The following is a 22,078-nucleotide window of genomic DNA, read 5'->3' on the forward strand; positions in this document are numbered from 1 at the left end:
CCCTAGCGGGCGGCCGTGGCCGTCAGCTCGGGCTCGGAGGCAGGAGCTTCCGGCTCGGCATGGCCGTCATCCATCGTGGATTCATCGAACGGGCGTTCGCGGTTCAGCACGGCGTTGACCTGGCCCTTGTCGATTTCCTTGGTCCAGGTACCGATCAGGACGGTGGCGACGGCGTTGCCGGTGAAGTTGGTCAGCGCGCGGGCTTCGGACATGAAGCGGTCGATGCCTACGATCAGGCCAACACCCTCCACCAGGTCCGGGCGGTGCGACTGCAGTCCGCCGGCAAGCGTTGCCAGTCCGGCACCGGTGACGCCGGCGGCGCCCTTGGAGGCAATGATCATGAAGACCAGCAGCGAGATCTGCTCGCCCAGCTCCAGCGGCATGTTCATGGCGGAGGCCACAAACAGGGCCGACATCGTGAGGTAGATGGCGGTGCCGTCAAGGTTGAACGAATAACCCGTGGGTACGGTTACGCCAACCACGGGCTTGGAGACGCCCAGGTGCTCCATCTTCGCGATCAGGCGCGGCAGGGCAACCTCGGAGGATGAGGTGGAGAAGATGAGCAGGTATTCCCGGCCCAGGTAACGCATGAGCTTGAAAATGTTCACTCCCGTGCACAGCTTGAGCACCCCGCCCAGGACCACGACGATGAACAGGGCGCAGGTGATGTAGAAAGCGATCATCAGCACGGCCATGCTCTTGATGGCGTCCACGCCGGTTTCACCGACGACGGCGGCAATGGCACCGAAGGCGCCGATGGGCGCCAGCCACATGATCATGCCCAGGATGCGGAAGACCAGCTTCTGGATCTGTCCGATCAGGGTGAGGATCGGGGCTCCGGTGGAGCCCATCTTCTGCAGTGCGAAACCGACCAGCAGAGCCACGAAGAGGGTCTGCAGGATGCTCTCGCCGGTCAGCGATGCCAGCAGCGTGGTGGGAATGATGCTGAGGAGGAAGCCGGCCATTCCCTCAGCGTCCTCGGCTACCTTCGGGGCATCCGAGGCGCCGGCGGCAATGTTCAATCCTTCGCCCGGGTGGATCAGGTTTCCGACGACGAGGCCGATGGCCAGGGCGAAGGTGGACATGACGATGAAGTAGCCCAGGGCAAGGCCGCCAACCTTGCCAACGGTGGCTGCTTTGGCGATCGAGCCGATGCCAAGGACAATTGTGCAGAAGATGACCGGTGCGATCATCATCTTGATCAGACCGATGAAGGCCGTGCCGATGGGCTTGAGCCCTTTGGCGAATTCCGGCTGAACGAGGCCCAGAGTGGCACCGAGCACCACCGCGAGAATAACTGCGATGTAGAGAAAATGTGTTCTGTCCTTCTTGCGCGGGCTCTTCGGTGAGCTTGCGCCTTTGGGAATAGTGGCAGATGCCATTTGTGCTGCTCCTAGGCTGTGGTTGCTGATCTGTCCCTCTGCGGCACCGAGACTGCGGTTCTCCGCCGGTGCGGAGCCGTACGGGATTCGCCGGAAACATAAGTCATTCATATCTATCGTCATCCGCTGCTGTGACGACTGTCACGATTGTGGTCATACTGTTCTCAATTGCTTTGAGCAAAAGGAAAAACTAAGTGCGGAAATGGAGTCTGGCCAGTCGGCTGCTGATGGGGCAACTGGCTTTTCTCGTATGCCTGTCCCTCGGGCTCTCGCTGGCGCTCTATCACCAGGCCGAACGGAACACTTATGAGGACACCGCGGAGCGGATGCTGTCCGTGGCGGGAACCGTTGCTGCGGATCCCTTTGTGCTCGAATCGGCGGCAGCCGTGGATCCGAGTGCTGGACTGCAGCCGTTCGCACGGGCCGTCATGGAGGCCGCGCAGATCGATTTCCTGACCATCATGGCTCCCGACCGGACGCGGTTCACGCACCGCAGCGATGACGAGATCGGCAAGGCCTACATCGGCTCCGTGGACCAGGCGCTGGCCGGGCAGTCCTTCACTGAAACCTACGCCGGCACGCTGGGCCCCTCGGTCCGGGCCATCGTCCCCGTCTTCGGAGCGGACGGGGAGGTCACTGCGCTCGTCGCCGCCGGCATCACCGTGGACCGCGTGGCCATCGCCCGCAACGCCGACCTGCCGGCGGTGTTCCTTACAGCGCTGGGAGCACTGGCCTGTGGAACGCTGGCCTCCTACGCGCTCAGCCGCTATCTGCGGCGCACCACCCGGGACCGCCGGCCCGATGAGCTGCTGAGCATGTTCACGTTCTACGACTCCGCCCTGCATTCGCTGCGCGAAGGCCTGCTGCTGCTGAATAACGACGGCGAGCTTGTCCTGTACAACGATCAGGCGGCAGCCCTGCTGGACCTGGCTCCCGGCCACAGCGGACAACCCCGGGATGCCCGGTCCCTGGGACTGCCGGGTCCCCTGGCCGACCTGCTGCACGGGGGCAGGAGCGCCGAGGACGAGTTCCACTTCGCGCGGGACCGCATCCTGGTGGTCAACCAGTCCCCCGCCGTCGCCCCTCCGGCGCGCGACGGCGTCGCCCGGCTTCTCCCGGGCAACCGCGGCGGCAAACGGAGCGCTGTACCCAAACGCTTCGGCACCGTGACCACTCTGCGCGACCACACCGATATTGAAGCCCTGACCGGAGAACTGCAGTCCATGCGCACCCTGACCGACGCCCTTCAGGCCCAGGCCCACGAACATGCCAACCGGCTTCACACTCTTGTTTCGCTCATTGAGCTGAACCGCCACGGCGACGCGCTGGAGTTCGCCACGCGTGATTTGGAACAGTCGCAGAAACTGGCCGACGACGTCGTCGCCTCCGTGGGCGATCCCGCCCTGGCCGCGCTGCTCACCGGGAAGTCGGCGCAGGCCCGCGAGCGCGCCATCCGCCTGGATGTTGACCTGGACTCCGCCGGATCCGATGTTCCCCTGGAGGTGGACCCCGGCGAGCTCGTGACCATCGTGGGCAACCTCCTGGATAACGCCTTTGACGCCGTTCAGGGAACTCAGGACCCCACAGTTCACGCGCTGTTTGCCCGGATTGACGACGACGGCGGCCCCTGGTTCCGAATCACGGTGCAGGACAACGGTCCGGGCATTCCGGAACTCGATGCCGGGCAGGTGTTTGACCAGGGATTCAGCACCAAGGATCCAAAGGTGCTCCTGCCCTCCGGGACCGGCGCCACCGGCCGGGGCATCGGGCTGCCGCTGGTGCGCCAGGCCGTGCTGCGGCTGGGCGGATCGCTGCAGCTGGATCCAGGGGGCTCCCCCGGGTGCGGCGCGCGGTTCACGGTGCTGCTGCCGCTGCACCGTGGCAACGCGTCCGCCGCGCTGTCCGCGGCCGGGACGGAGCAGCCGTGAACGCCGAACGCAACATCACCGTCCTGGTCGTTGAGGACGATCCCCTTGTCGCTGAAGCCCATGCTGAATACGTGCGGCGCAGCAGCGGTTACGCGCTGGCCGGCGTCGTGCATTCCGGCACCGACGCGATCACCTTCCTCAACGCATCCGCCACGGGACGCAGCGGTACCCCGCCGGAGGACGGCGCCGCCGTCGACCTTGTCCTGCTGGACATGAACCTGCCGGATCTGCACGGGCTCGACGTGCTGCGGCGCATCCGGGGCGCCGGTGTCCCCGCGGATGTCATTGCCATTACGGCGGTGCGGGATCTCGCCGTCGTCCGCAGCGCCATGTCCGCTGGCATTGCGCAGTACCTGATCAAGCCGTTCACCTTTTCGGCTTTCAGCGCCAAGCTCGCCGCCTACCGTGAGTACCACCTGAACCTGGCCGGCCAGGGGATCTCCGCAACGCAGTCGGAAGTGGACCGTGCCCTGGCGGCGCTGCGCCCCAACGTGCCGGCGGTGCTGCCCAAGGGCCTGTCCCCCGACACGCTGAAGGCCGTTTCGGAGCTGCTGAAGTCCGTCTCAGCACCGATGTCCGCCAGTGAGGTTTCGGCGGCGCTGACCATGTCCCGCATTACCGTCCGGCGGTATCTGGAGCACCTGGGCGACCAGCGCGCGGTGCTGCGTACTCCCCGCTACGGAACACGCGGTCGGCCTGAGCTGGAATACAGCTGGCGGCGGTGACTGCGGGTTTGGGCACGCTGTTCGGCTGCCCCGGGCCTGAGGTTCCACCCCCGGGGCCCCGGGCAGCCATGGAATCAGGCGACCGGCTGGAACGCCGCCCGTCCCTGCATGGCCGAGGTGCCCAGATCGCTCTGCGGCAGTGCCGTGCCGTTTTCCACGGCCTCCAGCCACTCCCGCGTCGTGGCCACAGCGGCAAAATTGGACTGCAGCAGCACCATGAGCGCCTCATGCATCTGCCGGGCGCTGACCTGCCCCGCCTCGTTGGCCAGGTGGATGGCGCCGCTCGCGTCCGAGAGCACTTCCACCGTGAAGCCCAGCGGCTCGGCGGCAGCGGCCGTGGCGAGGTCGCAGTTATTGGTCATGTAGCCGGCCAGGGTGATGGTGTCGACCCCGTTCTCCCGCAGCCAGGACTCGAAATCGGTGCCGGCAAAAACGCTCGCATAGCTCTTGCCGATCCGCTTCCAGGAATCCCTGCGGCGGGCGGCAACGTCCGGGTGCAGGTCCCAGCCCTGCGAACCTTCCGCGAAGACCGGTGACCCGGCCGGCGCTTCGTGCTGTACGACGACGACGGGCAGCCCCTGTGCCTGGGCCGCGTCGATGATCGTGGTGATGTTGGCCAGGGACTCTCCGCGGTCCGGATACTGAATTTCCAGCGGTCCGCCGAAGTATTCATTCTGCACGTCAACGAGGACGAGTGCGCGCTGTGGTTGTGCCATGGTGTGGGCTCCCTTTGAGGTGGCTTAGGTGGTGTTGCTTCCAGCATGGCAGCGGAGGGGCCCGTGCAGTGAGTGGCATATATGCATACTTCCGATGAGAATAGGCCAAATGAAGATTGCCATCCACGCCTTTGACGGAATCACCCTCTTCCATCTGGCCACACCTCTGCTGGTGTTCGGCGAAGTGGCGCGTTTGGGACTGGCCAAAACCTGGGAGACCGGCGTTTTCACCGAGACGGGCGCGCCGGTGCGCAGCGCTGAAGGATATCTGGTGGACGGGGTTGCCGGCCCGGACTTTGCACAGGCAGCGGACCTTGTGGTCTTCCCGTCCTGGCTGCCTGACCTTTCTCAGCCAACCGATGATCTGCTGAGCCTGATCCGCACGTCCCACGCGCGCGGGGCAGGCCTTGCCGGACTCTGCCTGGGTGCCTATCCGGTGGCACGGAGCGGCGTGCTGGACGGACGCAGCGCCGTCACGCACTGGGAGTCAGCCAAGGACATGGCCGCCGCACAGCCCGCTGTCAGCTTCGATGACTCCGCGCTCTACATTGATCACGGAGACGTGTTGACCTCAGCGGGGACGGCCTCCGCCCTGGATGCCTGCCTGCACATTGTGCGGACGCACCTGGGTTCCGCGGCCGCGGCGGACGTGGCCCGACACATAGTTGTTGCTCCGCACCGCGAGGGCGACCAGGCCCAGTACATCGCCCGGCCGGTTTCGCATTCCGAACTGGGCGGACCGCTTGGCAGGACCATCGACTGGGCACTGGCCAACCTGGACCGGGACCTGAGCGTGGAAGTGCTGGCCGCCCACACCGTCATGAGCAAACGCAATTTCACCCGCAGGTTTCGGGAAACCACGGGACTGCCGCCGGCCCGCTGGGTGCTCGGCAGGCGGCTCGACGAAGCACGTCTGCTGCTGGAGACCACAACCTGGAGCATGGCGCGAATTGCCGAAGCCTGCGGCTTTGGCAGCCCGGTGACGTTCCGGCAGAACTTCATCGGCGCGTACTCGACCACGCCAACGTCCTACCGCATGCGCTTCACCAACAGCTGAGCGCCTAATCCATCCGGGCCTTTTCCAGCTTCCGGGCGTAGGACCGGTTGGCGCGCTGCCGGGCGCCGCACCGCTCGGAGCACCACTGCCGGCGCGCATGCGTGCGGATCAGAAACCGGTCACACGGTGCCGCGGCACAGGATGCAAGACGGCCGGCATCGGGGCCCGTCAGCAGTTCCGCGGCATCTTCGGCAATCTGCGCCATGGCGTGGGCAACAATCTGGCTCAGCGGATGGGTGTGGCCCCGCACCAGTCCCGCTTCCGGGGAATAGTGCAGCGGTGCCGCGCTGGGCACGGCGGTCAGGGCGCGGTTCAGGCCTTCCAAGGCCGCCGGGGCGGGCGCGGTGCCTCCGGCGTGGGCCCCGAGCACCTGCCGGAGGTCCCCTCTCAGGCCCTCGAGCTGCAGCTGGCAGTAGGAGAGCAGGCCGGTTCCTTCCGGAGCCAGGTCCTGGGCAATCAGCCAGGCTGTGGCATTTTCCGGACTGTCCAATTCGTCAACCCGCAGGCCCCCCGGAAGCGTTACGACGCTGTTGGCCAGTGCCAGGCTGAGGTGCCCGGCAGTGCCCGGTGCCGGAGGGAGTGGGACATTTGTCATAACCCTCACGGTATCAGTTGTGCTTTTCCGTGAGAAACCCCTAGGGTTGTTATCACGCGAAAAATACAGTTATACCGTGATAAGTGAGGCGTTTCATGAACCATTCCACCCCTGCCGGCACCGCACCGTTCGTGCTTTCGGTCCTTGACAACGCTTTCACCGGCGTCGGACACCAAGTCACCGAAACGTACGGGGAGATCATCTCCCTGGCCAAGCTGGCGGACCGCCGCGGCTTCCAGCGTTTCTGGATGTCGGAACACCATGCCATGCCCGGAGCCGCCATTCCGTCGCCGCTGCTGATGGCGGCCCGGCTCACCGGCGAAACCGAACGTATCCGGCTGGGGGCCGGTGGAATCATGCTGCCCAACCATGTGCCGCTGGTCGTCGCCGAGCAGGTGGGCATGCTGGACGCGCTGGCTCCCGGACGCATCGACCTGGGCCTGGGCCGGGCCCCGGGGACCGACGGCGCCACCGCAGCAGCATTGCGGCGCCATGCCTCCGCCAACGACGAATTCCCCGAACAGATTGCCGAGCTGGTCGGCTTCCTGGAGAACGACTTCCCGGAGGGACACCCCTATGCCGGCGTACCGGCCGTACCGGGTCCGTGGCAGGCTGACGAGAACCGGGTGCCGCGGCCCGAGACGGCGGCGGACGTCTGGATCCTCGGGTCTTCGGTGTACTCCGCGCAGGTGGCGGCGCGACTTGGCCGCCCGTACGCGTTTGCCCTGCAGTTCGGCAGCGCCGACATCCTCAACGCCATGCGGATCTACCGCGAAAATTTCCGTCCGTCGGTCTACTTGGACAAGCCCTACAGCCTGGTCAGCATTGGAGCCATTGCCGATGAGGATCCCGCAGAGACACGCCGCCAGGCCACCTCCACCGCCATGGCAATGCTGCGGATGTTCACCCGCAAGCCCTTTGCGCTGCTGCCCCCGGAGGAAGTGGCGGCCTACCGCCCCAGCCTCCAGGAACGGCAGATCCTTGAGGAATACACCGACCGGACCATCCATGGCACCCCCCAAGAGGTGGCAGCCACTTTGGAGGATCTGCAGCGCCGGACCGGCGTTGATGAAGTGATGCTCGTGACCGGCGGATACCTGCGCAGCACCCAGGCGCAAACCCTGGAACTGCTCGCGGATCATTACGGGATGTCGGCGGCCTAGCCGAATCAGGCGTCGGCAGGGGCGCGCACAACCAGGGGTATAAGGCGGACAAACACCACCATGCCGATCAGTTCAACGAGGGTCTGTGCAACGACGACGACGGGAACCAGCGCCAGCGGTGCCGGCAGGGCAAGCGCCAGGGGCAGCACCACCAGGGAGTTCCGGGTGGCGCCGCTGAAGATGACCGCGCGGGTGCCGGCCACGTCCAGCCCGGCGGCCCGTGCCGTCAGCAGCCCCACCGGAACCATGATGGTCAGGAATGCGGCGTACAGCGGAACAACAGCGGCCAGCAATGGCAGCTGCCCGCCGACGCCGCTGATCTGCGACCCGACCACCACGGCCAGCGTGAGCATCATGAGCGGCACCATCAGTCCCTGCACCACCCGCATCAGCCCGGCGGCAACGGCAAATCGCCCTGCCGCCGCCTGCGTCAGCGCCGCCAGGCCCATCGGCACCAGAATGAGGAACACCAGGGCCTCGGCAAAAGGGCCGGGTTCAATGGCGGCAACAACGCCGGGGCCGGCAAACAGCAGCAGGTATCCGGGCAGCAACAGCATTTGCAGCAGCATCAGGATCGGAGCAGCCGCGAGCAGCCGCTCGCTTGCCCCGCCGGCCAGCCCGGAAAAGACGATCACGTAGTCAATGCACGGGGTCAGCAGCACCATCACCACACCCACCAGGAGCGCCTGCTCTCCTGCCACGAAGCGTGACAGCACAAAGACCACAACCGGAACCAGCACAAAATTCAGGACCAGGACGGCCGCCATGAATCTGCCGTCCTTCAGCGCCCGGAGCAGACGGCCGAACGGAATGCCCAGGAACGTGGCGAACAGCAGCGCACCGAGGACAGGATTGATGGCGGCCTCCATCGGTGGTCCGGCCCCGGGAACCAGCCATCCGAGCACTCCCCCGGCCAGCAGCGCCGCGAGGTACAGCACAATCTGGTGGCGTTCCAGGCGGACGACGGCGGCGGTTGGGGTCACTCCCCCATCCTATGAACCCGATGCCTCCGCCCGGGCTTCGGCAGCCAGGGCAGCCGCCGCGGCTACTGTGTCACGAGCTGAAGCACCGACGCCGATAAGGGTGGCCGACGCCGGGCCGCACCAGTCCCCGTAGCCCAGGAAGAACAGACCAGGGCTGTCTGCCGAACGCGTTGCCGGGTGGGGTTCCGTTGCCGGAGCTCCCCTTTCGGGCTGCAGCGACAGGGGCTGCAAATGTGCCAGAGCGGGCCGGAACCCGGTGCACCACAGCACAATGTCGGCTGCCGCGTGCTCGCCGTTCGGCCACCGGACTCCGCCCGGGACGAAGCGGGAGAACAGAGGCCTGGCCTCCAACAGGCCGGCGTCGCGCGCCCTCCGTACCGCCGGTACCGCCGGTACCGCCACGATGTCACCGAGGGAACCAGCGGTCCCGGGGCTTGGCTCGCCGGCTGCCAGAGCGCGGACATGGCGGGTGGCAATCCGGAACAGCTCCGTCCCGTCCACGTCATCCGGCAGGTAGCGCGGGGGCTTCCGGGTCACCCAGGTGACCGATGCCCCCGGCATAAGGTCCGCCGCAATCTGGGCGCCCGAGTTGCCGCCGCCCACAACAATCACGTTCAAGCCGGCGTAGGCTCCCGGCCCCTGGTAATCAGCGGTGTGCAATTGCCGGCCTTGGAACAACTCTGCGCCGGGCAACTGCGGAAGGTACGGAGCGTTCCACGTCCCGGTCGCGTTAATAACAACCCGGCTGGTCCACTGTCCCCGGCTGGTGTCCGTAATGTAGCCGCCGTCCGCGGCCCGGCGCACGGCCATGGCCCGGACCGGCCGGTGGATGGAAAGGTCATACCGGGACTCATAGCTGCTCAGGTAGTCCCGCACATGACATGCCGTCGGGTTGCCGTTCCCCGGCCAGGCCGGCATCTGGTACCCGGGCAGGGAGCTGTACGCGGCCGGGGAAAACAGCACCAGGCTGGGCCAGTAGTGCTGCCAGGCACCGCCCGGCTCGGAATTGGCGTCGAGGATGGCGAAGGTCGGGGCAGGGCCGGACCTCCCGGCGGCCTCGTCCCGCCGCAGACGGTTCAGGTAATACCCGGCAGCGAGGCCGGCCTGTCCGCCGCCAATGACCAGGACGTCGACGTCGCCGCCCGAGTCCCCGAACGTTGCTTCCGCAGCTGTATCCGTTCCCTGCATGGTTCCTTCCCGGCGCGGGCCTAGTTCTCCCGCTCCGCGGACCGCCCGTGGACCAGGCCCGTGGGAATGCCGAGGAACGCCGGTTCGGGTGCTGAACAGCATGAGGATCCCGCAGCTTCGGCCGCGGCCGGAGCCACCACAGGTTCCGGCGCGCAGCAGGAGGACCCGCCCTGGCCGGCCGCGGAGGCCTCCGTGTCACAGCTGCCACCCAGGTCGGTGGAGCACACCCCGGTTTCGGGCAGGACCAGCTGAACGTCGTCGGCCGCTTCCTGGTCGCCGGCAAGGGCCGCGGCGATGGAGCGGACCTGTTCGTAACCGGTGGCCATCAGGAAGGTGGGCGCACGGCCGTAGGACTTCATCCCGGTGAGGTAGAAGTCCTTTTCCGGGTGGGACAGCAGCCTGGCCCCGTGCGGCTCCACGGTTCCGCAGCTGTGGAATTCCGGGTCGATGAGCGGGCCCAGGGCCCTCGGAGCCTCCACGGCGGGGTCAAGATCAAGGCGGATTTCCCGGAGCATGTCCAGATTCGGCCGGAACCCGGTGGCCGGGACCAGCAGATCCACCTCCAGCTGCCTTTCGCCGGCCGGAGTGGCCCCGAGCACGGCCAGGGTCTGCGCACTCTTGAAGCCGGTGATGGTGAAGGAGGTGTGCAGGTCGATCCGGCCTTCCTCGACCAGAGTGCGCAGCCGGCTGCCGAGGGCGCCGCGGGCGGGCAGCCCGTCGAGGTCCCCTCCGCCGTACACTCCGGCAGCCGATGAGGTGCGGATGGCCCAGCTGATGCGGATTTCCGGCTCCTGTTCCGCCAGCTCGGCCAACGCCAGCAGGGTGTTGGCCGCGGAGTGTCCGGCGCCGACCACCAGGACGTGTTTGCCGGCAAACCGGGCACGGTCGCGCTCGGTGACGTCGGGCAGCGGCGCGGTAATGAGGCCGGAGGCGCAGGCCTCGGCTTCGCCAGGCGCCGCGAGGCCGGCCTGTCCGAGCGGATTCGGGGTGCTCCACGTCCCGGAGGCGTCAATGACGGCGCGGGCGCGGTGGTCGGTAACCGTCCCTTTGCCGTCCCGGACCCGGACCAGGAACGGGACCTTGTCCCGTGCGCCGGTGCGGGTCTTGTCCAGGCCCTCGCGGCTGACGGCGAGGACTTCGCTGGAGGTGTGCAGGGCGGAGCTGATGGCCGGAACCGCGGCCAGCGGCCGGAGGTACTGCTCAACCAGCTCGGCGCCGGTGGGCAGCCCGTCGGCCTCCGGTTCCTGCCAGCCGGTGCCGGCAAGCAGGCGGCGGGCGGCGGCGTCGACGTCGTACCGCCACGGTGAGAACAACCGGGTGTGTCCCCAGGCGCTGACCGCGGCGGCCGGAGCGTCACCGGCCTCGAAGATCAGGGGCGTCAGGCCGCGTTCGAGCAGGTGCGCGGCCGCCGCCAGCCCGACGGGGCCGGCGCCGATGACGGCGACGGGAAGGGTGGACAGTCCGGTTTCAGTGTTCTCAGGCATGTGGATCTCTTTCAACAAGGGGGGCGTTACTTGGCCGGCAGCAGGTCGGCGATCAGCGCGAGAATCCGGGCCTTGATATCATCTCGGATGGGGCGGACGGCGTCCACGCCGCGGCCGGCCGGGTCATCAAGTTTCCAGTCCTCATAGCGTTTGCCGGGGAAGATCGGGCATGCGTCGCCGCATCCCATGGTGATCACGACGTCGGATTCCCTCACCGCCTCGGTGGTCAGGACCTTGGGCTGCTCGGCGGACATGTCGATGCCGTCCTCGGCCATGGCTTCGACGGCGGCGGGGTTGACGGAGCCGGCGGGAGCGGATCCGGCGGACCGCACCTCGATCCGGCCTGCGCCAAGGGTTCGCAGGTACGCGGCAGCCATCTGCGAGCGTCCGGCATTGTGGACGCAGACAAACAGGACGGATGGCTTCACTGTGGCTTCCGGGGTGGTCATCGGTTCGTCTCTTCTCTGGAGGTGGCAGTGGCGGCAGCGGTGGCGGGCCAGTATTTCCTCTGCGCCCACAGCGCGGCGTAGACCAGGGCGACGAGCACCGGCACCTCGATCAGCGGGCCGACGACGCCGGCGAGCGCCTGCCCGGAGGTCACGCCGTAGGTGCCGATCGCCACGGCAATGGCCAGTTCAAAGTTGTTGCCCGCGGCGGTGAAGGCCAGGGTGGTGGTGCGCGGATACCCCAGGTTCAGCACTCTTCCCAGCACCATCCCGGCGCCGAACACCACGATGAAGTAAACCAGCAGCGGCAGGGCGATCCGTGCCACGTCCGACGGGTTCGAGGTGATCTCGTCTCCCTGCAGGGCGAAGAGCAGGACAATGGTGAACAGCAGGCCGTACAGCGCCCAGGGGCCAAGCCTTGGCAGGAACGTTTCCTCATACCAATCCCGGCCGCGGGCCCTTTCGCCGAGGACGCGGGTCAGGAAGCCTGCCAGCAGCGGAATGCCGAGGAAAACCAGGACGCTGGCGGTGATCGACCAGAAGGAGAACTGCGCACTGGTCGTTTCCAAGCCGAGCCAGCCCGGCAGGACCTGCAGGTAGAACCACCCCAGTGCGCCGAAGGCAAGAACCTGGAACACGGAGTTGATGGCCACCAGCACGGCGGCGGCCTCGCGGTCTCCGCAGGCCAGGTCATTCCAGATCATGACCATGGCGATGCAGCGGGCCAAACCGACAATGATCAGTCCGGTCCGGTATTCAGGCAGATCCGGCAGGAAAATCCAGGCCAGGGCAAACATGAACGCCGGGGCGGCCACCCAGTTCAGCACCAGTGACGTGATCATGAGCTTCCGGTCCGCCACCACTGCGCGGGTCTCGTTGTAGCGGACCTTGGCCAGCACCGGGTACATCATCACCAGCAGGCCGACGGCGATGGGCAGCGACACGTTCGAAACCTGAACCGAATCCAGCGCCGGGCCGATGCCGGGCACCAGCCGGCCCAGCAGCAGCCCCGCGGCCATCGCAGCGATAATCCACACGGGCAGGAAGCGGTCAAGGGTGGAGAGCCGGGCGGTGACCTGTCCGGTTTGGGGTGGTGCGGTGGACGTGCTCACAGGGCTCCTTGGCGCGGGGACATCAACGGGGGGCGGCTCACATCGGGATCGACAATGATCGATGTATGCCGGTGTCGAGTATCCCCGCATATATCGACGGATGTCAATTGATGTGGATAATAGTGGAGTGAACACCGCTCAGACTGCTTTCGCCCCGGCCACCGATGCCTGCTGCGCTCCGCTGACGTCCGAAGCCCTCAGCCTCGAAGACGCCCAGCGGTTCGCCCAGCTGCTCAAGGCCGTGGCCGAACCGACGCGGCTGCGCCTGGTGTCCCTGATCGCAGCCCAGGAGAACAAGGAAGCCTGTGTCTGTGACCTGACCGAGCCTGTCGGCCTGGGCCAGCCGACGGTTTCCCACCACCTGAAAATTCTGGTGGACGCCGGCATCCTGCACCGCGAAAAGCGCGGCGTGTGGGCTTACTACTCCATCGTCCCGGGTGCGCTGGAACGGGCAGCCGCCGTCCTGTCGCCCCGGTGAACAGCATCGCTGGTCCGACGAGCGGCGGGACGCCCCTCATCCGCCCCCTGCAGGCGGTGGACTGGCCGGCGGTGAAGGCCATTTATGCGGCAGGGATCGCCACCGGCCAGGCAACCTTCGAAAGCCGGACGCCCGATTGGGAAACCTTCAATGCACGACATTTGCCCGGACTGCGGCTGGTTGCTGAATCCGACGGCGGGATCCTGGGCTGGGCCGCGGCTTCCTCCGTTTCCGCCCGCGATGTTTACCGGGGTGTAGCCGAGCACTCCGTGTACGTGGATCCGGCGGCATGGGGCCGCGGGATGGGACAAACCCTGCTTCGGGCCATCGTGTCCGCCGCCGAGGACTCGGGCATCTGGACCCTCCAATGCAGCATCTTCCCCGAGAACACCGCCAGCCTAACCCTGCACCGGGCGGCGGGCTTCCGGGTGGTCGGCATCCGTGAGCGCGTGGCACAAATGACGTACGGGCCGCAGGCCGGCGAGTGGCGGGACACCGTATTCCTGGAGCGGCGCAGCAGCACCGTCGGGACGGACTAGCTCCCTCCCCCGGGACCGCGGTGCGGCTGCCACACCGTTGCGCCAACACCCGCCGGGTGCTTGGCTGACGCCATGACATCCGCAGCAGGCACCCAGCTCGACACGCCGTTCGAGGGGCTTCTGGCCGCTCCGCCCTCCCGGCTCCCCTACCAGCACAACGTGCTGCTGCGCTCCTACCTCCTGGAGCGCCCGGAGGGAAACATCGTCATCTACAACTCCCCCGGCGTGAGCGAAGCGGCGGATTCGATCCGGACGCTCGGCGCACCGGTCCGCCTGCTGGTCAATCACAGCCACGAGGCAATGTACGGACAGCCCAACTTGGACGTGCCGGTCTGGATCCACCGCAGAGACCACGCGGAAGCCGCGGCGTCGCTTGCTCCGGCGGGAGTGTTCGACCAGCGGGAAATGATTGGCGACGATCTTGAAGTGATCCCCACCCCCGGCCATACGGCCGGGACTACGTCGTACCTGTGGAACAACGGCACCCACCGTTTTCTCTTCACCGGCGATTTCATCTGGATTGAGGACGGCGAATGGAAGGCTGTTGTCCTGGATGCCGGGCTGCGCAGTGATTATCTCGACAGCCTCGCACTGGTCCGTGGACTCGACTTCGACGTCCTGGTGCCCTGGGGCACCACGGAGGGAAGCCCGCCCTGCGCACGGGTCGCAGGGCCTGCGGAGACGCACCACCGCATCGACGCAATCATCGCCCGGGTGCAGGCCGGCGGAAGCCGCTAGTTTCAGCCTCCCGGACGCAGCAGTGGCACCAGTGCGTCAATCACGGCCGGATCCTCGATGGTCGACGGCACACTGTAAGCATCGCCGTCGGCAATCTGGCGCATGGTCTTGCGCAGGATCTTGCCTGAGCGGGTCTTGGGCAGCGCCTCCACGACCTGCACGTCCTTGAAATCCGCCACCGGTCCGATGGATTCACGCACCAGCTTCACCAGGTCCGCCCGCAGCTCCTCCACGCCCAGCTCCGACCCGGACTTGAGCACCACGTAACCGCACGGGCGCTGCCCCTTTAACGAGTCCGCCACTCCAATCACCGCGCACTCGGCCACCGCGGGATGGGTTGCCACAATCTGCTCCATGGCCCCGGTGGACAGCCGGTGCCCGGAGACGTTGATGACGTCGTCGGTGCGGCCCATGATGAACACATAACCGTCCTCATCCACGTAGCCGGAGTCCCCGGTGGTGTAGCAGCCCTCGAAAATCTCCAGATACGAGGAGCGGAACCGGTCATCGCTGCCCCAGAGCGTGGTGAGCGTGCCCGGCGGCAGCGGCAGCCGCAGCACAATGTTCCCCTCCTCGCCGGCGGCAACGTCAGCACCCCCGCCGTCGACAACCGCCAGCGAGAAACCCGGCACCGGAACGGTGGCGGAGCCGGCCTTGATGGGCAGCTGTTCCAGGCCCAGCGGATTGGCGCAGATCGCCCAGCCCGTTTCGGTCTGCCACCAGTGATCCACCACCGGAATCTCCAGCGCCCGGCCCGCCCAGGAGAAGGTTTCCGGATCCAGCCGCTCTCCGGCCACAAAGAGCGTCCGCAGCCGCGAGAGGTCATAGTCCGCCATCAGCTCGGCCTCCGGATCCGCCTTGCGGATGGCGCGCAGTGCCGTGGGCGCGGTGAAGAGGACATCCACGGCATGCTGGCCCGCCACGCGCCAGAACGCCCCGGCGTCGGGCGTGCCCACCGGCTTGCCCTCGTACAGCACGGTCGTTGCGCCGGCGAGCAGCGGCGCATACACAATGTAGGAGTGTCCCACCACCCAGCCAACGTCTGAGGCGGTCCACATCACTTGGCCGGGTCCAATGTCATAGACGTTGCGCATGGACCAGGCCAGCGCGACGGCGTGGCCGCCGTTGTCCCGGACCACTCCTTTGGGCGCTCCGGTGGTACCGGAGGTGTACAGGATGTACAGCGGATCGGTGGCAGCAACGGACACCGGACCGGCGGGTTCGGCAGCGGCCGCGAGCGTATCCCAGTCATGCCATGCGGTGCCGCCCGCGCCGTCGTATTCACTCAAGGAGTGCTCAAAACCGTCCCGGGCGGCAACCACCACGTGGTTCACCGTATGGGTGGCGGCGGCGAGCGCGTCAGCCACGTTGGGCAGATACTCCACGGCACGTTTGGGCTCCAGCCCGCCGCTGGCGGTGACGACGACGGCGGGGCGCGCGTCGTCGATCCGCGCCGCCAGCTCCTTCGGGGCGAAGCCGCCGAAAACCACTGAGTGCACGGCGCCGAGCCTGGCCGCTGCGAGCATGGCAATCACGGCCTGCGGGATCATCGGCAGGTAAATGATGACCCGGTCCCCCGCTTCCACACCCAGCCCGCGGAGCACTCCGGCGAAGGTCTCCACTTCGGCGAGCAGTTCGCTGTAGGTGTAGGTGCGCGTGGTGCCGAGCATGGCGGAGTCATAAATCAGGGCCCGCGAGTCGCCGCGCCCTGCGGCGACGTGCCGGTCCAGGGCGTTGTAGCTGGTGTTCAGCATTCCGTCGGGGAACCAGCGGTACAGCGGAGCAGCGGAGTCATCCAGCGCCTGCCGCGGCGGTGTGTCCCAGTCCACCAGCGCGGCCGCCTCGAGCCAGAAGCCTTCCGGATCCTCGACGCTGCGGGCATAAGCCTGCGCGTATCCTCCGGCGGCGCTCCCGGGAGCGTTCCCTGCCACGGCTGCAGCCGCGCCTGCTGCCGCGTCTGCCGCGGGAACGGCCGCCGCCTGCGTTGCCTTGTTTCCTGCACCCAGGCCAGAGCTCATGAATCCTCCTCGATTCGGATGTGATAGCCATCACCCTAGGCCAGCGGGAGTGCAGGCCACAACACCACTGTGTATACATGACCTCCCGCGTTGCTCAGTATTTTCCGGCAGGAGTTTCCACAAAGCGTGGCTGTGTATACACTGATGAGGCACATCACACTTGGGATGGACCGCACCACCGGCCCGCCCGCAGCGGAAAGGAGCGTCCCTTGAGGGCAAGCGACCGCGCTTACCGGGCGCTCCGCGAGGACATCGTGACCGGCCGCCTGCTGCCGGGGACGGTGCTTGCCGAGGTGGAACAGTCCCAGCGCCTCGGAATTTCCCGCACCCCGCTGCGCGAGGCCATCAGCAGGCTCACCGCCGACGGACTGGCCGCACCGCACAACGGCCGCGGCGTCGTCGTCACCTCCATCTCTCCGCAGACCGTCAGCGACCTGTTTGAGCTCCGCCAGGCGCTGGAGTGCAAGGCGGCGTCACTGGCAGCGCAGCGGGGAGACCCGGACGTCTTCACCGGCCTCCGCCGGGAGTTCGAAAACGCCGCCAGCCTGATCGTGCAGGACGAGGCAGCGGCTGATCCGTCCCGCTCCGGCTACTACACCTTGGTGGCCCGGCTGGATGAAGCCATTGATGCGGCCGCGGCCAACACCTACCTCACCCAGGCACTGGCGAACGTGCGGCTGCACCTGGCGCGGGTCCGCCGCCTGGCCAAGGACAACCCCGACCGGCTGCTGGCCACCGCCGGTGAGCACGCCACCATTGCCGGAGCCATCGCAGCCCGCGATCCGGCGCTGGCCGCCGCCGCCACCTCGGTTCACCTGCACAAGAGCCTGGAACACTTCCTGGCTGCCACCGGTCCCCCGGGCTGAGAATTCCTCCCCCCGAAACCTTGATTGCCGGGCCCTAGAACTTTCTTCTGCAACCACTGACCGTCCCGAAAGGACACAACATGAATCTCCACAAGGTGCGGGTCCACCGCAGCGACGAGAACCTGGCCCGCGAAGACCAGCTGGCCTACAAGATTGCGGAGGTCGCTGCCGACCCCGTCGCCGTGACCGACGAGGTCACGGACATGGTCATCAACCGCATCATCGACAACGCGTCGGTGGCCATCGCTTCCCTGAACCGGGCACCCATTGTCGCCGCCCGCGCCCAGGCCCTGTCCTTCTCGCCCTCAGCCCATGGCAAGGGCGCCGCCGTGTTCGGCGTCGAGAACAGGACCTCTCCGGAATGGGCCGCCTGGGCCAACGGCGTGGCGGTGCGCGAGCTGGATTACCATGACACCTTCCTCGCCGCCGAATACTCCCACCCCGGCGACAACATTCCGCCGCTGCTGGCCGTCGCACAGCACACCGGCGCCTCCGGCGCTGACCTGATCCGCGGCATTGCCACCGGCTACGAGATCCAGGTGGACCTGGTGAAGGCCATCTGCCTGCACAAGCACAAGATCGACCACGTGGCCCACCTCGGCCCGTCCGCCGCCGCCGGCATCGGCACCCTGCTGGGCCTCGACGTCAACACCATCTTCCAGGCCGTTGGCCAGGCCCTGCACACCACCACCGCCACCCGCCAGTCCCGCAAGGGCGAGATCTCCACCTGGAAGGCACACGCCCCCGCGTTCGCCGGCAAGATGGCCGTGGAAGCCGTGGACCGCGCGATGCGCGGACAGACCTCCCCCACCCCCATCTACGAGGGTGAGGACGGCGTCATCGCCTGGATGCTGGACGGCCCCGACGCCGCCTACGAAGTCCCGCTGCCCGAGGCCGGCGAAGCCAAGCGCGCCATCCTGGACACCTACACCAAGGAACACTCCGCCGAGTACCAGGCCCAGGCCTGGATCGACCTGGCCCGCAAAATCCACCGCGAACACCCGGAGGCTGCCGACGCCTCCAAGGTGGCCAGCGTGCTCATCGCCACCTCGCACCACACCCACTACGTGATTGGCTCCGGTGCCAACGATCCGCAGAAGTACGACCCGACCGCCTCGCGCGAGACGCTGGACCACTCCATCCCGTACATCTTCACCGTCGCCCTGCAGGACGGCGCCTGGCACCACGTGGATTCCTACGCCCCCGAGCGCGCCGGCCGTCCGGACACCGTGGAGCTGTGGCACAAGGTCACCACCGTGGAGGATCCGGAATGGACCCGCCGCTACCACTCGCTGGACATCAACGAGAAGGCCTTCGGCGGCCGGGTGACCATCATCCTCACCGACGGCACCGAGATCACTGACGAAATCGCCGTCGCCGACGCCCATCCGCTCGGCGCCAAGCCGTTTGCCCGCGAGCAGTACATCAACAAGTTCCGCACCCTGGCCGCCGGCCTGGTTTCCGAAGCGGAAATCGAGCGGTTTCTGGCCACCGTCCAGCGCCTGCCCGAACTGGCCGCCGGCGAGCTGGATGCCCTGAACATCACCGCAGCCGACGGCGTCATTGACCCGGCCAACGCCCCGAAGGGACTCTTCTAACATGCTGTACTCCTCCGTAACCCCCGAAGCCAAGCGGATCGCCTTCCGCGAAGGACTGGCCTCCGGCACCCTGCAGCAGTTCCCGGGTGCCTTCAACCCACTCTCGGCCCGCCTGATCGAGGAAAAAGGGTTCGACGGCGTTTACATCTCCGGCGCGGTCCTCGCCAATGACCTGGGCCTGCCGGACATCGGCCTGACCACCCTCACCGAGGTTGCCACCCGCGCCGGACAGATTGCCCGGATGACGGACCTGCCCGCCATCGTGGACGCCGACACCGGCTTCGGCGAGCCGATGAACGTGGCCCGTTCCATCCAGGAACTGGAAAACGCCGGCCTGGCCGGCTGCCACATCGAGGACCAGTTCAATCCCAAGCGCTGCGGCCACCTGGACGGCAAGAACGTCGTGGACCTGGACACCGCCACCAAGCGCATCCGCGCAGCAGCCGATGCCCGCCGGGACCCGAACTTCCTCATCATGGCCCGCACCGACATCCGCGCCGTGGACGGCCTCGAGGCCGCCCAGGACCGGGCACGCGCCCTGGTGGACGCCGGAGCGGACGCCATCTTCCCCGAGGCGATGAAGTCGCTGGAGGAGTTCGCCGCCATGCGCTCCGCCGTCGACGTGCCGATCCTGGCCAACATGACCGAGTTCGGCAAGAGCGACCTGTTTACCTATGAGGAACTGGCCTCGGTGGGCGTGAACATGGTCATCTACCCGGTCACCCTGCTGCGCAGTGCCATGGGCGCCGCTGAGCGGACCCTGGACACCATTAAGGCCAAGGGCACCCAGCAGGAAGATGTGCCGAACATGCTGACGCGTGCACGTTTGTACGATCTGGTGGATTATGAAGCCTATAACCGCTTCGACACTTCCGTCTTCAACTTTCAGGTCCCGGGCCAGCACTGAAGCAGCCGCTGAAAGCACCGCAACCCAACCACCTGACAAAGGAGTCTTTCAATGACAGATGAAAAGATCCACAAGGGACTGGCCGGTGTCCTCGTTGACACGACCAAGATCTCCAAGGTCAACCCGGAAACCAATTCGCTGCTGTACCGGGGCTACCCGGTTCAGGAGCTGGCCGCACACTGCAGCTTCGAAGAGGTTGCCTACCTGCTGTGGAACGGCGAGCTGCCCTCCACGGAGGAGCTCGCCGAGTTCACCGAGGGCGAGCGGAGCCAGCGCGCCCTCTCCCCCGAGCTGAAGGCAGTCATTGATGCCCTGCCGCTGACCTGCCATCCCATGGATGTCTGCCGCACGGCAGCATCCGTGCTTGGCGCACAGCATGGGAAAGCCGACGATTCCTCGCTGCAGGCCAACATGGAAAAGTCGGTCAGCCTGTTTGCTGCGATGCCCGCCGTCGTTGCGTACGATCAGCGCCGCCGCCGCGGCGAAGACCTGGTGGAGCCCCGCGATGACCTGGACTACTCCGCGAACTTCCTGTGGATGACGTTCGGCGAAGAGGCAGCTCCCGAGGTGGTGGAGGCATTCAACGTCTCGATGATCCTGTACGCGGAGCACTCCTTCAACGCCTCCACGTTCACCGGGCGCGTCATCACGTCCACGCTCTCTGACCTGCACTCAGCGGTCACCGGAGCCATCGGCGCCCTCAAGGGTCCGCTGCACGGCGGCGCCAACGAGGCCGTGATGCACACGTTCGAGGAGATCACCGCCAGCGCCGGCGAGGGCGACGTCGCCGAGCACGCAGCCGGATGGCTGGACGCCGCACTGGCGGACAAGAAGAAGATCATGGGCTTCGGCCACCGCGTCTACAAGAACGGCGACTCGCGGGTGCCCACCATGAAGGCTTCACTGGACAAGATGGTCAAGCACTATGACCGTCCGGACCTTGGCGAGCTGTACAACGCGCTGGAGTCGGCCATGGGCGAGCGGAAGAACATCCTGCCCAACCTGGACTATCCCGCTGGCCCGGTGTACCACCTGATGGGCTTTGACACGCCCACCTTCACCCCGCTGTTCGTGGCCGCCCGGATCACCGGCTGGACCGCGCACATCATGGAACAGCTGGAAGCCAACTCCCTGATCCGTCCCCTCAGCGCCTACGACGGCCCCGAGGAACGGCACGTGGGCTAAGCTCCGGCCGATTGAACCCAACGCCCGCCGCAGGAGGTACCGCGGCGGGCGTTGTGCTGCCGGACGGACCCCGCGGGCCGGTTGGGCGCTGCGCGGGCCCCGGAACGGCGGCAACGAAATTTCCGTGCTCGCAGAGCTCGCAGGGAATATTAAAGCCGCCTACTCCGGGGTCCGCTCTGCATCCAGGTCCAGTGGCGAGGTCCACTCTGCGTTCGGCTCCGGTACGGTCCCCTTGGCGTACGAGTCCGGTTCGGACAGCGGCTCCGCGTCCGAGTCCGGTTCGGACGGCAGCTTGGCGTCCGGGTCCGGTTCGGACGCCGGTTGCGCCGGAGCGGGAACGGCCGCAAAAATCCGGTTCGACGCGTCCTGGTGCGCCAGCCGGCGCAGCGCCAGCAGCAGCGGTTCAATCAGGACCGTTCCCAGCACGACGTACCGCAGGGCATCGGCAGGCGTGTCGAAGGGCACCCGCTCCAGTTCCCGTGACGCCACGTCCCGCATGGCAGCCGCATACATGTCCAGAAATTCGGAGGGTGGTTCAAACCCGGCGTCCTCCAGCCCGCGCAGTGCGAGCTCCAGCCGCGACCGGGCGTCGTTGTCCTCGGGATCAATCTGCCATCCCCAGGCTTCCAGAAGTGCGTCGGCCCGCGGATGGCCTCCGTCCATGTCGGGAAAGGAACCCACGGCGTGGTGCGCCGCTCCCAGCAGGTTGTGGGCCGATTCCGGCGGGTTGTCCAGCTGCTCCAGCACCTTTCCGGCGGCGGCAATTGACAGATCACCCGGTCCCAGCAGCGCCCGGATCAGCCGCAGCCGCGAGACATGCGCGGCGTCGTATTCGGCCTGCCGTGGCGCCGTCAAACGCCCGTCGTGCAGCAGGCCGGACCGCAGGTAGTACTTGATGGTGGCTACGGGGATATCCGTCTCAGCCGCCAGCTCCGAAATTCTCATCACCAACCCCCTTGTGCTGGATAGT

21 protein-coding genes are annotated in these 22,078 nt (G+C 66.9%); 11 read left to right on the plus strand and 10 right to left on the minus strand.

Annotation, left to right across the window (positions count from 1 at the left end; all coding sequences use genetic code 11):
• Positions 1 to 2 precede the first annotated feature (2 nt).
• Entirely contained in the window at positions 3 to 1,382 is a 1,380-nt protein-coding gene (locus AAE021_RS09035; protein ID WP_342022021.1) for a cation:dicarboxylate symporter family transporter, read from the minus strand.
• 194 nt (positions 1,383 to 1,576) lie between these two features.
• Here AAE021_RS09035 and AAE021_RS09040 point away from each other — a divergent pair, with 194 nt between their 5' ends.
• Together AAE021_RS09040 and AAE021_RS09045 are read left to right on the plus strand one after the other, a co-directional pair.
• Positions 1,577 to 3,310: a sensor histidine kinase gene (locus AAE021_RS09040; RefSeq protein WP_342022022.1), complete on the plus strand. Its 1,734-nt coding sequence runs from the start codon at positions 1,577 to 1,579 to the stop codon at positions 3,308 to 3,310.
• Positions 3,307 to 4,035: a response regulator gene (locus tag AAE021_RS09045; protein WP_342022023.1), complete on the plus strand. Its 729-nt coding sequence runs from the start codon at positions 3,307 to 3,309 to the stop codon at positions 4,033 to 4,035. Before AAE021_RS09040 ends, AAE021_RS09045 begins: the two co-directional genes overlap by 4 nt.
• Positions 4,036 to 4,109: 74 nt before the next feature.
• On the opposite strand, the gene AAE021_RS09050 is transcribed toward AAE021_RS09045, so the two are convergent.
• Entirely contained in the window at positions 4,110 to 4,751 is a 642-nt protein-coding gene (locus AAE021_RS09050; protein WP_342022024.1) for a cysteine hydrolase family protein, read from the minus strand.
• A 109-nt stretch (positions 4,752 to 4,860) separates the two neighbouring features.
• Between AAE021_RS09050 and AAE021_RS09055 the strand changes: the two genes are divergently transcribed.
• Positions 4,861 to 5,808 carry a GlxA family transcriptional regulator gene (locus AAE021_RS09055; RefSeq protein ID WP_342022025.1) on the plus strand — a complete coding sequence of 316 codons (948 nt, stop codon included), beginning with the start codon at positions 4,861 to 4,863 and terminating at the stop codon, positions 5,806 to 5,808.
• A gap of 4 nt (positions 5,809 to 5,812) precedes the next feature.
• Here the strand turns inward: AAE021_RS09055 and AAE021_RS09060 are convergent, their stop codons facing one another.
• Entirely contained in the window at positions 5,813 to 6,403 is a 591-nt protein-coding gene (locus AAE021_RS09060; protein ID WP_342022026.1) for a CGNR zinc finger domain-containing protein, read from the minus strand.
• 95 nt (positions 6,404 to 6,498) lie between these two features.
• Here AAE021_RS09060 and AAE021_RS09065 point away from each other — a divergent pair, with 95 nt between their 5' ends.
• Positions 6,499 to 7,566 (plus strand): LLM class flavin-dependent oxidoreductase, encoded by a 1,068-nt coding sequence (locus AAE021_RS09065; protein WP_342022027.1) that lies wholly within the window; start codon positions 6,499 to 6,501, stop codon positions 7,564 to 7,566.
• Positions 7,567 to 7,571: 5 nt separating this feature from the next.
• Here the strand turns inward: AAE021_RS09065 and AAE021_RS09070 are convergent, their stop codons facing one another.
• Genes AAE021_RS09070 through arsB form a run of 5 tightly spaced genes read right to left on the minus strand, consistent with a single transcriptional unit; the run spans position 7,572 to position 12,779 of the window.
• Positions 7,572 to 8,549: a bile acid:sodium symporter gene (locus tag AAE021_RS09070; RefSeq protein WP_342022028.1), complete on the minus strand. Its 978-nt coding sequence runs from the start codon at positions 8,547 to 8,549 to the stop codon at positions 7,572 to 7,574.
• Between the two features lie 9 nt (positions 8,550 to 8,558).
• Positions 8,559 to 9,737: an ArsO family NAD(P)H-dependent flavin-containing monooxygenase gene (locus AAE021_RS09075; RefSeq protein WP_342022029.1), complete on the minus strand. Its 1,179-nt coding sequence runs from the start codon at positions 9,735 to 9,737 to the stop codon at positions 8,559 to 8,561.
• Between the two features lie 20 nt (positions 9,738 to 9,757).
• On the minus strand, positions 9,758 to 11,221 hold the full coding sequence (locus AAE021_RS09080; RefSeq protein ID WP_342022030.1) for an FAD-dependent oxidoreductase: 1,464 nt from the start codon (positions 11,219 to 11,221) through the stop codon (positions 9,758 to 9,760).
• Positions 11,222 to 11,247: 26 nt separating this feature from the next.
• Positions 11,248 to 11,670, minus strand: coding sequence for an arsenate reductase ArsC (locus tag AAE021_RS09085; protein ID WP_342022031.1), 423 nt, complete (start codon positions 11,668 to 11,670; stop codon positions 11,248 to 11,250).
• On the minus strand, positions 11,667 to 12,779 hold the full coding sequence (gene arsB / locus AAE021_RS09090; RefSeq protein ID WP_342022032.1) for an ACR3 family arsenite efflux transporter: 1,113 nt from the start codon (positions 12,777 to 12,779) through the stop codon (positions 11,667 to 11,669). The genes AAE021_RS09085 and arsB overlap by 4 nt, the downstream gene beginning before the upstream one ends.
• 100 nt (positions 12,780 to 12,879) lie before the next feature.
• Between arsB and AAE021_RS09095 the strand changes: the two genes are divergently transcribed.
• From AAE021_RS09095 to AAE021_RS09105, 3 genes are all read left to right on the plus strand, one after another.
• Positions 12,880 to 13,257, plus strand: a complete 378-nt coding sequence (locus AAE021_RS09095) for a metalloregulator ArsR/SmtB family transcription factor (RefSeq protein ID WP_342022033.1) — start codon at positions 12,880 to 12,882, stop codon at positions 13,255 to 13,257.
• Positions 13,254 to 13,796 carry an N-acetyltransferase family protein gene (locus tag AAE021_RS09100; RefSeq protein ID WP_342022034.1) on the plus strand — a complete coding sequence of 181 codons (543 nt, stop codon included), beginning with the start codon at positions 13,254 to 13,256 and terminating at the stop codon, positions 13,794 to 13,796. Before AAE021_RS09095 ends, AAE021_RS09100 begins: the two co-directional genes overlap by 4 nt.
• Before the next feature lie 72 nt (positions 13,797 to 13,868).
• Positions 13,869 to 14,534, plus strand: a complete 666-nt coding sequence (locus AAE021_RS09105; protein WP_342022035.1) for an MBL fold metallo-hydrolase — start codon at positions 13,869 to 13,871, stop codon at positions 14,532 to 14,534.
• Between the two features lie 2 nt (positions 14,535 to 14,536).
• Here AAE021_RS09105 and AAE021_RS09110 read toward each other — a convergent pair whose 3' ends face one another.
• Entirely contained in the window at positions 14,537 to 16,552 is a 2,016-nt protein-coding gene (locus AAE021_RS09110) for an acetate--CoA ligase (RefSeq protein ID WP_342022036.1), read from the minus strand.
• Positions 16,553 to 16,761: 209 nt separating this feature from the next.
• Between AAE021_RS09110 and AAE021_RS09115 the strand changes: the two genes are divergently transcribed.
• From AAE021_RS09115 to AAE021_RS09130, 4 genes are all read left to right on the plus strand, one after another.
• Positions 16,762 to 17,418: a GntR family transcriptional regulator gene (locus AAE021_RS09115; RefSeq protein ID WP_342022037.1), complete on the plus strand. Its 657-nt coding sequence runs from the start codon at positions 16,762 to 16,764 to the stop codon at positions 17,416 to 17,418.
• Between the two features lie 80 nt (positions 17,419 to 17,498).
• On the plus strand, positions 17,499 to 19,016 hold the full coding sequence (locus AAE021_RS09120) for an MmgE/PrpD family protein (RefSeq protein WP_342022038.1): 1,518 nt from the start codon (positions 17,499 to 17,501) through the stop codon (positions 19,014 to 19,016).
• 1 nt (position 19,017) lies between these two features.
• The gene (gene prpB / locus AAE021_RS09125; protein WP_342022039.1) at positions 19,018 to 19,923 is read left to right on the plus strand and encodes a methylisocitrate lyase; all 906 of its coding nucleotides are present in this window, start codon (positions 19,018 to 19,020) and stop codon (positions 19,921 to 19,923) included.
• A 51-nt stretch (positions 19,924 to 19,974) separates the two neighbouring features.
• Positions 19,975 to 21,108, plus strand: a complete 1,134-nt coding sequence (locus AAE021_RS09130; RefSeq protein WP_342022040.1) for a bifunctional 2-methylcitrate synthase/citrate synthase — start codon at positions 19,975 to 19,977, stop codon at positions 21,106 to 21,108.
• Between the two features lie 159 nt (positions 21,109 to 21,267).
• Here the strand turns inward: AAE021_RS09130 and AAE021_RS09135 are convergent, their stop codons facing one another.
• Complete coding sequence (locus AAE021_RS09135; protein WP_342022041.1) at positions 21,268 to 22,053, minus strand: MerR family transcriptional regulator; 786 nt, start codon at positions 22,051 to 22,053, stop codon at positions 21,268 to 21,270.
• Between the last annotated feature and the right edge of the window lie 25 nt (positions 22,054 to 22,078).

The organism is Arthrobacter citreus (assembly GCF_038405225.1).
GTDB lineage: Bacteria > Actinomycetota > Actinomycetes > Actinomycetales > Micrococcaceae > Arthrobacter_B > Arthrobacter_B citreus_A.